Here is a 13,332-nt window from a genome sequence, read left to right on the forward strand (position 1 = left end):
CATGACACAGGAAAAAGAAATGTCATTCCTTGATCATCTTGAAGAACTAAGATGGCACATTATTCGTTCTACCATTGCTATTATTTCAGCAGCAACACTTGCCTTTTTAGGCAAAAGTTTTTTGTTTGATGTTATCATTTTCGGCCCCACAAAACCAGATTTTTTTACATACGACATGCTTTGCAATGCTTCAAATCTTATTGGCTATGACAGCTTTTGTGATACCGTTTTTGATTTTGAAGTTCAAAGCCGAACAATGGCTGGGCAATTTTCTGCTCACATATGGACGTCTATAACATTTGGTTTTATTTTGGCTTTCCCCTATGTATTGTATGAGTTTTGGAAATTTATAAGCCCAGGGCTTTATACAAAAGAACGCAAACACTCCAGAGGATTTTTATTTTTTTCATCGGTACTATTTTTTATTGGTGTTCTTTTTGGATATTATGTAATATGCCCGTTATCTATTAATTTCTTGGGGACTTACAGTGTAGCAAATCAAGTTCATAATGATTTTGATTTAAATTCTTATATCGGTCTTGTTCGGGCTTCGGTTTTAGCCTCAGGATTTATTTTTGAATTGCCTATCGTCATATACTTTTTAACCAAAATTGGTTTGGTTACACCAGCATTTTTAAAGAAAAACCGAAAATACGCCTTGGTAATTGTTCTCATTCTTGCGGCAATCATCACTCCGCCAGATGTCGCTAGTCAAATTATTGTTGCAATACCGGTTATAATACTTTATCAATTCAGTATTCTTATTTCAAAAATTGTCATTAAAAAACAAAAACGTCAATCATGAGCAATCCTGTAGAAGAATTCAATAGTTACAGAGAGAAAATGAACACTCATATTCTAGCTGACAACAATACTGTTATAAAACGTATTTTTAATTTGGACACAAAAGCCTTTCATGAAGGTGCATTAGATGTTCCTACAAAAGAGCTGTTAGGACTGGTTGCCTCTGCTGTTCTGCGTTGCGATGATTGTATAAAATACCACCTAGAGAAATGCCATAAAGAAGGTTTGTCAAGAGCACAAATAGTTGAAGCCTTGAGTATTTCCACGCTGATCGGGGGCACAATTATGATTCCGCATTTAAGGCGTGCATATGAATTTCTTGAAGCATTAGAAGCTTAAGCTAACAGATTTAATTATATTTACAATCGTAAAAGAAAACAATGAAGCTAAGTGTTCAAAACCTGATGAAATCCTACAGCGGCCGTAAAGTCGTTAAGGATGTTTCATTTGAAGTGAAACAAGGGGAAATTGTTGGCCTTTTAGGGCCTAACGGCGCTGGAAAGACCACTTCATTTTACATGACAGTTGGACTCATAAAGCCCAATGGTGGATCTATTTTTCTAGACAATAAAGAGATTACTAACTACCCAATGTACAAAAGAGCTCAAAGTGGAATTGGTTATCTTGCTCAAGAAGCTTCTGTATTTCGAAAACTAAGTATTGAGGATAATATTTTGAGCGTATTGCAAATGACCAAACTATCCAAAAAAGAGCAGCTTGAAAAAATGGAATCTCTTATTGAAGAATTTGGACTTTCCCATATTCGAAAAAACAGAGGTGATTTGCTTTCTGGCGGGGAACGACGTCGTACAGAAATAGCACGTGCTTTGGCAACAGACCCAAGCTTTATTCTTCTAGACGAGCCTTTTGCTGGGGTTGATCCTGTGGCTGTTGAAGATATCCAACGCATTGTAGCACGACTCACTGAAAAAAATATCGGCATTCTCATAACCGACCATAATGTTCAAGAAACCTTGGCAATTACCGACCGTACGTATCTTATGTTTGAAGGGAGTATTCTCAAAGCAGGGGATCCCGAAACTTTAGCTAGTGATGAAATGGTACGTAAAGTGTATTTAGGGCAAAATTTTGAATTAAGAAAAAAGAAATTAGAGTTTTAACCTTCCTTTTTTTTTCTGCTTTGAGCATTAATTATTTTTTTTTGATATCGCCCTTGTACAATATCTATAAGCACTAAAATAACAATGACAAAATAGAATGTTGTCTTGCTCATTGGTACAATTTCTTCACCGAAAAGCTTGAGGTGAGCCAAGTGACCTCCCTCTGTTAGTAACATAATACCCACTATAAATAGAATAAATAGACCCAAAACCTCATACATTCTATTTTTTGTCAAGAAATCTGTTACCTTTTCAGATAACCAAATCATCAACAACCCCCCAATAACTATAGCTGTAGTCATGATCCACAAAACATCTGTTAGCGCCATTGCACTAAGGATTGAATCAAAAGAAAAAACAACATTCATCACGACGATCATAGTTATGATTTTAGATACAGAGCTTTTAGATTCCGAGGAACTAACTGAGAAATCTTGAAAACTCACCATATGCCATATTTCTTTCATGGCTGTAAACACAATAAAAACACCCCCAATTAATACAATAATACTGTGTATATTAAAATGTCCTTCGATCACATTTTCAAATGGGATATGCAACACTGGATCTTGAAAGTAACCTATGAGTTTAACCAATACAAAAAGCAATACAATTCGAAAGATAATAGCCAATCCAATTCCCATTTTTCGGACATAGGATTGACGCTCAATGGGCGCTTTTTTACTTTCTAATGAGATGTACAATAAGTTGTCAAATCCCAATACAGCTTGAAGCATTACAAGCATCAGTAGGGTTATTATATTGTCAAGCATTTTTCGGTGGATTTATTAGAGAGAGCATAATATAAAAAATTATGATTAATGGAATACCCGCAAATTTAAAGAGAATCAAGGCCACAAGTGAAAAAATAATTAAAATATATTTTGAAGCATTTTCCGAAAAATTCCAAGTCTTAAATTTAAGCGCAATTAACTTAACTGGCGCATTCAACAAAAATGAGCTTAGTAGAGTCACTACAACTAAGAAAAAAGGATTTAAAATAAGTGCATTGTACGAATCGCTGTTTTGGTAATCTAGTACAAGGGGTAAACTCATTATAAGTAGTGCATTTGCAGGAGTGGGAAGCCCAATAAAAAATTGGGATTGCTCAGTGGAAATATTAAACTTTGCTAATCTGTATGCAGAACACAACAAAACCAAAAGCCCAAGATAAGGTAAAAAACAGTTAGCATCTTGCCAAGGTAAAATAGACAGTTCTATTAGATTAACTAAGACCAATGCAGGTACTAATCCACTAGTCACTAAATCAGCAAGAGAATCCAATTGAAGTCCCATTTCAGATGATACATTCAACTTTCGCGCTAAAAAGCCATCAAAAAAATCAAAGAAAATTCCGAAAAAAACAAAAAGAGCGGCTGTTGATAAATCTCCTTTGACAGCAAAGATAACAGCAATACCTCCAGACAATAAGTTGAGTAATGTAATGAAATTAGGCACAAATGCTTTCAAATCGAATAATATTTATTTAGTAAAAATAATAAACTATTTTTGTTTCGCACTAGTAAAAGACAATATCAACTGTAAATTATAGTTTTTATAATAACCCATAAGACAAGACATTGAACATTAAGCGCTTTATTTTATTAGTTTTTACTTCATATTCGATGCTAGTAGTAAGTCAGACGACTCGTAACTACTCCAATGAATTTATGAACATAGGAGTGGATGCAGCAGCACTAGCGATGAGTGGGTCAGTGACGGCCACATCCAATGATGTCAACTCTGGGTATTGGAATCCTGCTGGATTAGTTCATTTGGAAGACAATGCATTGGCATTGATGCATTCCAGTTATTTTGCAAATATTGCAAACTACGATTACGTTGCTTTTGCAATGCCTTTGGACGACCGAAGCGCCATTGGCTTATCTGTAATTCGATTTGGAGTGGATGATATTCTGGACACAACCAAACTTATTGACCAACAAGGCAATATTAATTACGACCGAATCAATTTATTTTCTGCTGTTGATTATGGGGTCACCTTTTCGTATGCTAGAAAACTACCAATACCGGGGTTGAATTATGGAGTTAATGCAAAAGTAATTCGTCGAATTATTGGAGATTTTGCATCCTCATGGGGTTTTGGTTTTGATTTGGGTATACAATTCGAAACAAAAAATTGGCAATTTGGATTGATGGCTAGAGACATCACAACAACATTCAATGCATGGGCTTTTGACCAAGACCGCTTGGAGGATATTCAAAATGCGATCCCTGGAGAGAACCAAGAAGAACCAGAAACAAATGAGTTGACGCTTCCTAAGCTACAGTTAGGTATGGCCAAAAGCTTTATTTTCGACTATGATTACAGCTTAAAAACGGAATTAGATTTAATAGTCCGTTTCGAACAAAATAATGACATCATTTCTACATCATTTGCAAGTATTACCCCTGCCTTTGGTTTTGAATTTGGGTACATAGACTTGGTGTATCTGCGCGGCGGTGTTGGCAACTTTCAAAACGAATTAGAGTTTGATAATACTAAAAAATTAAGCTTTCAACCAAACTTAGGCCTTGGGTTCAAATACAACGGGGTTTCTATAGATTACGCTATCACTGATATTGGAGATCAAAGTGTTGCGCTCTACTCCAATGTATTTTCACTAAAAATTGATTTAGGCTTGTTTAGAAGATAACTATGAAGAAATTATACCTAACTCTATTACTGCTCAGTTCTTTTTGCTTAACAAATGCGCAAATCCAGCTTTCAAAATACGCAGAAGTTAGTGTACTGACTATTGGGCCAGGCACCGCCCTAAATGATGCATTTGGCCACAATGCAATCCGCATAAAAGACCCCATGTACAAGCTTGACCTGGTATTTGATTATGGTCGATATAACTTTGAGGCAGAGGGTTTTTATGTGAATTTTGCCAGAGGGAAATTAATATACGAGATTGGGTGGTCCGAGTTTAGCGATTTTATTGAACACTACAAAAACGCTAAAAGAGAAGTGAAATCGCAAACACTGAATCTAACTGCCACTGAAAAACAAACTCTTTTTACTGAGCTTCAAAGAAATATTCAGCCACAAAATAAAAGCTATACCTATGACTTTTTTTATAACAACTGCGCCACTAAGATAAAAGATGTATTTATTTCGGTTTGCAGTAAAAAGATTGTCTTTAATGAGCCAAAAGATTTTGAACCACTAACTTTTCGAGAATTAATACGTTCTGCTGTACCGTCAAATACATGGGGTGGTTTTGGAATTGACCTTGCTCTAGGCTCAGTAATAGATCAAACTGCCACTTCAGAAGAGCATATGTTTCTACCTAATTATATCTACGCTTTTTTTAAAATCGCTACATTCGAAAAACCGCAAAAAAAATTAGTGAAAAAAGAAACTTTTTTGAACGCTGAACAAATTGACGTTCAAACATTTTTCTGGAGCAGTCCATTGTTTGTTTTTGGCGTTTTGGGCCTACTTTTGACATTAATAACCTACAAGGACTACAGCTATAGTTCCAGGACACAATGGGTTGATGTTACTGTTTTTACGCTAACAGGCCTAATCGGTACAATAGTTATGCTTCTTTGGTTTGCAACAGACCATACGGCTACGGCATACAACTACAACAGTTTATGGGCATTTGCTTTCAATCTTTTATTGATTCCAACTGTCCTTAAAAAAAGAGTGAAAAAACGATTTATAGGTTATCTTAAGTTCTTGATTTTACTTTTACTACTTATGCTTCTTCATTGGTGCACAAATGTGCAATCGTTCAATATAGCTGTAATACCTATATGGATAACATTAATGATTCGATACCTTTACCTATGCAAATGGTCTAGTGGTAATTTAAACACCCCTTAAATTTAAGCAATTGAATTACTTAAACGTTGAAGATATATCAAAATCCTTTGGAGAACTATCTCTTTTTGAGCACCTCTCATTTAGTATCCATAAAGACCAAAAAGTAGCATTTATTGCAAAAAATGGTACCGGAAAAACAACCATTCTAAATATTTTGACAGGGTCAGACACTCCAGATTCTGGTAAAATCATATACAGAAAAGATGTGCGTATGGCATTTCTTTCTCAAGAACCAAAATTAAACCCTCTCTTGAGTATTAGAGAATCAATATTTGCTTCCGATAACCCAATCTTAAAAGTTATTGAAAATTACCATAAAGCCTTAGAAAATCCGAATGACACCAAAACATACCAATTTGCTTTTGATGAAATGGAACGCTTTCAGGCTTGGGACTTTGAAAACAAATACACCCAGATTTTATACAAGCTAAAACTCAACGATTTAGATGAAAAAGTAAATGCTCTGTCAGGTGGACAAAAAAAGCGGCTCGCTTTGGCAACAACCCTGCTTAGCAAGCCGGATTTACTGATTTTGGATGAACCTACAAACCACTTAGATTTGGAGATGATCGAATGGCTTGAAGCTTTTTTTGAAAAAGAGAGTATTACACTTTTCATGGTGACGCATGACCGCTATTTTCTTGAACGTGTATGCTCCACAATAATAGAATTAGATCATGGAAAAATTTATTCTTACAAAGGTAATTATTCATATTTCCTAGAGAAAAAAGAAGAGCGCATACAGAATGAAGCTACAGAAACCAATAAAGCAAAACAACTCTTCAAAAAAGAACTCAAGTGGATAAGAAGACAACCTAAAGCCAGAACCACAAAATCCAAATCTAGAATTGACGACTTTCAGAACATTAAAAAACGAGCGCATCAGCGCCGCCAAGACCATGAAATACAACTAGAAATTAACATGGAACGTCTGGGTGCAAAAATTTTAGAACTGCACAAGGTTTCTAAATCCTTTGATGAAAAAATCATTCTTGATGGATTCAGTTATACGATTCAAAAAGGTGAGCGCATCGGTATAATAGGAAAAAATGGAACAGGAAAGTCAACTTTTCTGAACATGATTACAGGAGGGCTAAAACCAGACAGCGGAAAAATTGTATATGGCGAAACACTAAAGTTTGGCTATTACACCCAACAAGGCATCCAACCAAAACCACAGCAAAAAGTTATAGACATCGTAAGAGATTATGGCGATTACATTCCACTTAAAAAAGGACGACAAATAAGTGCGCAGCAACTGTTAGAACGCTTCCTTTTTAGCCGACAAAAACAGTATGATTTTGTGGAAAAACTAAGTGGTGGAGAGCGTAAAAGGCTCTATCTATGTACCGTTTTAATACAAAACCCAAACTTTCTGATTTTGGACGAACCCACAAATGATTTGGATATTGTTACGTTGAATGTTCTAGAAAATTTTCTTTTGGATTTTCCAGGCTGTTTGATTGTAGTGTCGCACGATCGTTATTTTATGGATAAAATTGTTGATCATCTTTTTGTGTTTCAGGGTAATGGTATTGTAGAAAACTTCCCTGGTAATTATACAGATTATAGATTTTATGAAGACAGTAAACCAAATAATAGCCCAACCAAATTAAAGGCAAGTAAAAAACACAACACTGAAGCAGATTCAGTGGCAAAACTAAGTTTTAATGAGCAAAAAGAGCTAAAGAACTTAGAGAGCAAATTGAAAAGTTTAGAATACGACAAAAAACTACTCGAATCTAAATTTGAAGACCTTAGTTTAGATGTAGAGACTATTCAGAAACTTTCTAATGACCTTAAAGATTTAATTGAAAATATTGAGAAAAAAGAAATCCGCTGGATGGAACTAATTGAAAAGTTCGAATGAAACAAATTTGGTTGTATATCAAATTTTTGTGGCACTCCAAAAATCAACATGGTGTTCACTCCCCTTTTGTGTATGCCTTGGTCACCAAATGCTTTTACAATAATCTAAAACTAAAAAGCCATCGAAAACTTAAAACTAATTCCAAAGATTTCAAAAAAGCAAAATTAATCTATCGATTTATAAATTATTATGAATTTAAAACTATTTACCACCCAAATACATTGAGTGAAAATCTAGAAACCGCACTTTCCTTGTCCGACCATGGGCCAATTGTGTCAATTTATTCGGGAAAAATTCCGAAAATTAAAAGTTTTGAGACCACACTACTAATTTATCTAAAGTCCATCACTAATGATTCAGGTTTGGATCGTATTTTAAGTTCATGCAGTAATGATTCTGTAGTAATCATTGAAGGTATACGCCAATCTCCAGAAGACTTTAGACAGTGGAAAGTACTTAAATCCAATCCTTTAGTTCGTGTGAGTATAGATACGTTTTATTTTGGGTTTTTATATTTTCGAAAGGAACAAAACAAAGAACACTTTACAATTCGTGTATAATTTTCTTAACTTTAGAGTCTAATTTCGCTCTATGAAGATTTATACAAAAACCGGAGACAAAGGTAACACCGCATTGTATGGTGGCAGCAGAGTTCAAAAACACAATCTTTTTGTAGAAGCTTATGGAACAGTTGACGAACTCAATGCAAACATCGGTTTGCTAAGAGATCATTTGAATGATGCTGCCCAAATAAAAAGTCTAATTAGTATTCAAAAAGTTTTATTTGATTTAGGTGCACAACTAGCCTCTGGTCCCGTCAATAAGGAAAAAAACAAATCAAGACTTCCTCAAATTAAAAACAGTACCATTGAATTTTTAGAAACTGAAATAGACGAAATGAATATTTTGTTAAGCCCGATGACCCACTTTATACTTCCAGGAGGTCACCTCATTGTGTCGCATTGTCATATCGCTCGTTGTGTTTGTAGAAGAGCAGAACGTAGAGTAAGCCAAATAGCTGAACTTCATGATATCAATTCAAACATACTCATCTACCTAAATCGCCTGTCTGATTATTTATTTGTACTTGCAAGGCTAATTGCCAAACAACATAAAGCTGAAGAATTGAAGTGGATTCCCTCAAAAAACGAATGATTTTCGTTTGATTAATTTGCATTTTTTTCGCCCATAAAATACAAATCAAAAAAAAGTTAATAACTCCAAACTAATTATATGTATTTTTTCTTGCCTTTTTCAGGTAAAAATTTATTTTTGCAAAAAATAAATACATTATAATTATGTACTGGACACTCGAATTAGCATCGTACTTAAGTGACGCACCATGGCCTGCAACAAAAGATGAGTTGATTGATTATTCTATAAGAACTGGTTCTCCGCTTGAAGTTGTAGAGAATTTACAAGCTATAGAGGACGAGGGTGAAACTTATGACTCAATTCAAGAAATTTGGCCAGATTATCCTTCTGACGAAGACTATCTTTGGAATGAAGATGAATACTAAACCAAAAAGTCTCTTTTGAGACTTTTTTTTTGGGTTAATTATTCCCTAAAATTAAGAACAAGCCGTATATTTGACAGTCTTATATTCTGAGAATCAAAGACAGTAATTAGAACAACACCATAATGAGTATACTCAATTCAGTTTTAAAAGTATTTGTTGGTGATAAATCCAAACAAGACGTAAAGGCCATAATGCCTATCGTTAAAGAAATCAAGCTATTTGAGCCCAAAGTTGCCACTTTGAGTCATGATGAACTTCGAGCTAAAACAGAGGAATTTAAATCAAGAATTAAAGTTGCTTGTGCAGAACTTGAAAAGGAAATAGAAGAACTACGCAAAGAAATTAACAACAGTACTGATATTGATCACAAAGAAGAACTTTACGAAGAAATAGATCAATTGAATGATAAAATATACAGTACTACACAAGATGTTCTCAATGCCATTTTACCTGAAGCATTTGCTGTAGTTAAAGAAACGGCAAAACGCTTTGTCCAAAACACTTCAATAAAAGTAAGAGCTAGCGCTGTTGACCGTGAAATAGCTGGAAGAAAACCCTACGTCACTCTTGAAGGTGATTATGCGCTTTGGGCAAACTCTTGGGATGCTGCAGGCAAACCCATCACATGGGACATGATTCATTACGATGTTCAATTGATTGGTGGCGTAGCCATGCATCAAGGAAAAATTGCTGAAATGCAGACAGGTGAAGGTAAAACCTTAGTAGCTACCCTTCCCGTCTATCTAAATGCATTAACAGAAAAAGGGGTACATCTTGTTACTGTGAACGATTACTTGGCGAAAAGGGACAGCGCATGGATGGCACCAATTTTTCAATTCCATGGTATGAGTGTCGATTGTATTGATTTGCACAAACCTAATTCTGCTGAGCGAAAGAAAGCTTATAACGCAGATATTACCTATGGCACAAACAACGAATTTGGTTTTGATTATTTGCGCGATAATATGGCGCACACAACAGATGATCTGGTGCAAAAACCACACCACTACGCAATAGTCGATGAGATTGATTCGGTACTTATCGATGACGCACGAACACCTCTAATTATTTCAGGACCAGTACCCCAGGGCGATCGTCATGAGTTTATGGAACTAAAACCAAAAATTCAGGATATTGTTAGCGTGCAAAGAAAGTATCTTACAGGAGTTTTGGCAGAGGCTAAAAAAAGCATCGCAAATGGAGATACCAAAGAAGGTGGTTTTCAATTATTGCGTGTTTACAGAGGGATTCCAAAAAACAAAGCACTTATTAAATTTTTGAGTGAAGAAGGTATAAAACAACTGTTGCAAAAAACAGAAAACTTCTACATGCAGGACAATAACAGAGAAATGCCCAAAGTGGATGCAGAACTCTATTATGTTATTGATGAAAAAAACAATCAAATTGAACTTTCTGACAAGGGTGTTGATTACCTCTCTGGAGTAGATGATCCTAACTTTTTTGTCATGCCAGAAATGGGAATGGAAATTTCAAAAATTGAAGATCAAAACTTAGCTCCTGAAAAAGAAGCCAAACTCAAAGAAGAATTATTTAGAGAATTTGGTGTGAAATCGGAACGAATTCACACCATGAATCAATTGCTTAAAGCCTATGCTTTATTTGAAAAAGACATCCAATATGTGGTAATGGACAATAAAGTCATGATTGTAGATGAGCAAACTGGCCGAATTATGGACGGACGGCGCTACAGTGACGGGCTACACCAAGCAATTGAAGCAAAAGAAAACGTAAAAATTGAGGCAGCCACACAAACCTTTGCTACCATTACACTGCAGAACTATTTCCGTATGTACCGAAAATTATCGGGGATGACAGGAACAGCGGTTACAGAAGCTGGTGAGTTCTGGGAAATTTACAAACTCGATGTAGTAGAAATTCCAACAAATCGCCCAATTGCAAGAGACGACAGAGAAGATTTAGTATACAAAACTAAACGTGAAAAATACAATGCTGTTATTGATGAAGTAACTGATCTTTCTCAATCTGGACGCCCCGTATTAATAGGAACCACTAGTGTTGAAATTAGTGAATTGCTAGGTAAAATGCTTAGTATCAGAAAGATACCGCACAATGTTTTAAATGCCAAATTACACAAAAAAGAAGCTGATATTGTAGCCGAAGCTGGAAAACCAGGACAGGTGACTATAGCTACAAATATGGCAGGTCGGGGTACAGATATCAAGTTGTCTGAGGAAGTTAAGAAAGCTGGTGGGCTTGCCATTGTAGGGACTGAGCGCCACGACTCTCGTCGTGTAGACCGGCAGCTAAGGGGACGTGCAGGACGCCAAGGCGATCCAGGCAGTTCTCAATTCTATGTTTCCTTAGAAGATAATTTAATGCGCTTGTTTGGAAGTGAGCGTATCGCTAAAATGATGGACCGAATGGGTCTTGAAGAAGGCGAAGTGATTCAGCATTCAATGATTTCAAAATCTATTGAACGTGCGCAGAAAAAAGTTGAAGAAAACCAATTTGGTGTTCGTAAGCGATTGCTTGAATACGATGACGTTATGAATGCACAGCGTGAGGTGGTATACAAGAGAAGATTTAATGCACTGAACGGAGAACGTTTACGAGTAGATTTAGCCAATATGGTGTACGATACCGCTGAAATTATCACACAATATAATAAAGATACAAACGACTTTAAAAACTTTGAATTCGAACTAATTCGCTATTTTTCAATGAGTTCACCATTGGATAAAAGTGAATTTGAAAACGCATCAGCACAAGAAATCACAAGACAAATATATAAAGTCGCTTTTGAACATTATGAAGATAAAATGGAGCGAAATGCTGACCTAGCATTTCCAGTTATCAAAAATGTTTATGAAACACAGCGCGATAAGTTTAAAAGGATTGTAGTGCCCTTTACCGATGGTACCAAAACACTTCAAGTCATTACAGATTTAGAGAAATCCTATGAAACTAACGGTAAACAATTGGTTACAGATTTCGAAAAAAACATTTCATTAGCTATCATAGATGAGTCTTGGAAAACACATCTTCGTAAAATGGATGAATTAAAACAATCTGTACAGCTTGCCGTACATGAACAAAAAGACCCACTACTGATCTATAAGTTTGAATCCTTTGAATTGTTTAAGGCCATGATTGATCAGGTCAATAAAGATGTAATTTCATTTTTATTCAAAGGAGAAATACCTCGAGAGACCGCCAATACGATTCAAGAAGCAAAATCAAGACGCCGTGAAAAAGTTCAAACCTCAAAAGACGTAATTCCAAACATGGACGAGCGTGCAGCGGAATCAAGAGCTGCAGGGAACACACAGCGCAGGTCTCAAGTAGTTGAGACGATTGTTAGAGAGCAACCAAAAATCGGCCGAAATGACCGAGTGGTAATCAAAAATGTAATGAGTGGAGAATCGAAAACTGTTAAATACAAACAAGCTGAACCACTTATTAAAAAGGGGGAATGGATTTTGGTCAAAATTGCCTAAGCCTCTACCCTTCTAACTTCAAAATCAAGCTTGGGTCTGGACAGTTATTCTTGTAAAAATCAAGTGATCTACTGTTACAAACTCCTGGGTAATCTCCAAAGTTTCCTTGCAAATCCTTAATGATTTGAAAATGTAAATGAGGTGGATAATCTCCGTTAATTTTAGAAGAACCCAAAAAACCAATCACCTCCCCTGCTTTTATGTGTTGACCTACCTCAAGAGCTGCAATTGAAGCTAAAGATAAATGGCCGTAAAGAGTAAAAAATTGAAACTCATCAAACTGGTGTTCAATAATAATAGTTGGACCGTAGTCGCCGAAATTTGTGTTGTTTTTAAAACTGTGTATTCTACCACAAAACGCTGCTGTAACAGCTGTATTTACTACACACCACAGGTCTATGCCCAGGTGGATATCACGTTGATGGTTCTTATTTGTGTTGAAATGTATGCTACGACTGTAGAGAAGGCGTCGCTCCAAATACCCACCATAGGCAATCTGCTTAGAATGCGATTCCAAATAAGCATTGATGTAATTTGAAAAAGAAGAAGAGCTCCTTAAATCATTGATACTCAAAGAAGTATTTTGAATTGAAAGATCAATTGAAATATAAGACTCAATCCCTATTTCCGGCGCAATGACCATTACAGGCTTAGTACAAAAATTTACTAATAATTTTTCGAAATTCACTTAGTAAATATA

Annotated in this window: 13 protein-coding genes; 10 read left to right on the top strand and 3 right to left on the bottom strand. The window is 35.7% G+C overall.

The window, feature by feature from the left end; all coding sequences use genetic code 11:
* Position 1: 1 nt before the first annotated feature.
* From tatC to lptB, 3 genes are read left to right on the top strand one after another with little or no spacing between them, the layout of a single operon-like run.
* A complete protein-coding gene (gene tatC, locus FORMA_RS00680; protein WP_069673853.1) occupies positions 2–805 on the top strand; it encodes a twin-arginine translocase subunit TatC in 804 nt (267 codons plus the stop codon).
* Complete coding sequence (locus FORMA_RS00685; protein ID WP_069673854.1) at positions 802–1,143, top strand: carboxymuconolactone decarboxylase family protein; 342 nt, start codon at positions 802–804, stop codon at positions 1,141–1,143. The genes tatC and FORMA_RS00685 overlap by 4 nt, the downstream gene beginning before the upstream one ends.
* A 41-nt stretch (positions 1,144–1,184) precedes the next feature.
* Positions 1,185–1,925, top strand: coding sequence for an LPS export ABC transporter ATP-binding protein (gene lptB / locus FORMA_RS00690; protein WP_069673855.1), 741 nt, complete (start codon positions 1,185–1,187; stop codon positions 1,923–1,925).
* Here lptB and FORMA_RS00695 read toward each other — a convergent pair.
* Together FORMA_RS00695 and pssA are read right to left on the bottom strand one after the other, a co-directional pair.
* On the bottom strand, positions 1,922–2,698 hold the full coding sequence (locus FORMA_RS00695; protein WP_069673856.1) for a TerC family protein: 777 nt from the start codon (positions 2,696–2,698) through the stop codon (positions 1,922–1,924). The genes lptB and FORMA_RS00695 overlap by 4 nt on opposite strands.
* Positions 2,691–3,395 (bottom strand): CDP-diacylglycerol--serine O-phosphatidyltransferase, encoded by a 705-nt coding sequence (gene pssA / locus FORMA_RS00700; RefSeq protein ID WP_069673857.1) that lies wholly within the window; start codon positions 3,393–3,395, stop codon positions 2,691–2,693. Before pssA ends, FORMA_RS00695 begins: the two co-directional genes overlap by 8 nt.
* A gap of 155 nt (positions 3,396–3,550) precedes the next feature.
* On the opposite strand from pssA, the gene FORMA_RS00705 reads away from it, so the two are divergent.
* The 7 genes from FORMA_RS00705 to secA all read left to right on the top strand — a co-directional run bounded on the left by FORMA_RS00705 (position 3,551) and on the right by secA (position 12,632).
* Complete coding sequence (locus tag FORMA_RS00705; RefSeq protein ID WP_069673858.1) at positions 3,551–4,582, top strand: PorV/PorQ family protein; 1,032 nt, start codon at positions 3,551–3,553, stop codon at positions 4,580–4,582.
* 2 nt (positions 4,583–4,584) lie between these two features.
* Positions 4,585–5,763: a lipoprotein N-acyltransferase Lnb domain-containing protein gene (locus tag FORMA_RS00710; protein WP_069673859.1), complete on the top strand. Its 1,179-nt coding sequence runs from the start codon at positions 4,585–4,587 to the stop codon at positions 5,761–5,763.
* A 10-nt stretch (positions 5,764–5,773) separates the two neighbouring features.
* A complete protein-coding gene (locus tag FORMA_RS00715) occupies positions 5,774–7,633 on the top strand; it encodes an ABC-F family ATP-binding cassette domain-containing protein (protein WP_069673860.1) in 1,860 nt (619 codons plus the stop codon).
* The gene (locus FORMA_RS00720) at positions 7,630–8,193 is read left to right on the top strand and encodes a hypothetical protein (protein ID WP_069673861.1); all 564 of its coding nucleotides are present in this window, start codon (positions 7,630–7,632) and stop codon (positions 8,191–8,193) included. Before FORMA_RS00715 ends, FORMA_RS00720 begins: the two co-directional genes overlap by 4 nt.
* A gap of 31 nt (positions 8,194–8,224) precedes the next feature.
* Positions 8,225–8,788, top strand: a complete 564-nt coding sequence (locus FORMA_RS00725; protein ID WP_069673862.1) for a cob(I)yrinic acid a,c-diamide adenosyltransferase — start codon at positions 8,225–8,227, stop codon at positions 8,786–8,788.
* Between the two features lie 143 nt (positions 8,789–8,931).
* On the top strand, positions 8,932–9,153 hold the full coding sequence (locus FORMA_RS00730) for a DUF2795 domain-containing protein (protein ID WP_069673863.1): 222 nt from the start codon (positions 8,932–8,934) through the stop codon (positions 9,151–9,153).
* Between the two features lie 122 nt (positions 9,154–9,275).
* Positions 9,276–12,632, top strand: a complete 3,357-nt coding sequence (secA, locus tag FORMA_RS00735; protein ID WP_069673864.1) for a preprotein translocase subunit SecA — start codon at positions 9,276–9,278, stop codon at positions 12,630–12,632.
* Positions 12,633–12,636: 4 nt separating this feature from the next.
* On the opposite strand, the gene FORMA_RS00740 is transcribed toward secA, so the two are convergent.
* A complete protein-coding gene (locus FORMA_RS00740) occupies positions 12,637–13,320 on the bottom strand; it encodes a peptidoglycan DD-metalloendopeptidase family protein (RefSeq protein WP_231924995.1) in 684 nt (227 codons plus the stop codon).
* Positions 13,321–13,332: the final 12 nt, after the last annotated feature.

The sequence above is a fragment of the Formosa sp. Hel3_A1_48 genome (assembly GCF_001735715.1).
Taxonomy (GTDB): domain Bacteria; phylum Bacteroidota; class Bacteroidia; order Flavobacteriales; family Flavobacteriaceae; genus UBA3537.

Excerpts from the sequence above, each read along its gene's own strand:
- FORMA_RS00730 (WP_069673863.1), top strand. The coding sequence starts at position 8,932 with ATGTACTGGACACTCGAATTAGCATCGTACTTAAGTGACGCACCATGG.
- FORMA_RS00725 (WP_069673862.1), top strand. The coding sequence starts at position 8,225 with ATGAAGATTTATACAAAAACCGGAGACAAAGGTAACACCGCATTGTAT.
- tatC (WP_069673853.1), top strand. The coding sequence starts at position 2 with ATGACACAGGAAAAAGAAATGTCATTCCTTGATCATCTTGAAGAACTA.
- lptB (WP_069673855.1), top strand. The coding sequence starts at position 1,185 with ATGAAGCTAAGTGTTCAAAACCTGATGAAATCCTACAGCGGCCGTAAA.
- secA (WP_069673864.1), top strand. The coding sequence starts at position 9,276 with ATGAGTATACTCAATTCAGTTTTAAAAGTATTTGTTGGTGATAAATCC.
- FORMA_RS00705 (WP_069673858.1), top strand. The coding sequence starts at position 3,551 with ATGCTAGTAGTAAGTCAGACGACTCGTAACTACTCCAATGAATTTATG.
- FORMA_RS00710 (WP_069673859.1), top strand. The coding sequence starts at position 4,585 with ATGAAGAAATTATACCTAACTCTATTACTGCTCAGTTCTTTTTGCTTA.
- FORMA_RS00695 (WP_069673856.1), bottom strand. The coding sequence starts at position 2,698 with ATGCTTGACAATATAATAACCCTACTGATGCTTGTAATGCTTCAAGCT.
- FORMA_RS00720 (WP_069673861.1), top strand. The coding sequence starts at position 7,630 with ATGAAACAAATTTGGTTGTATATCAAATTTTTGTGGCACTCCAAAAAT.
- FORMA_RS00685 (WP_069673854.1), top strand. The coding sequence starts at position 802 with ATGAGCAATCCTGTAGAAGAATTCAATAGTTACAGAGAGAAAATGAAC.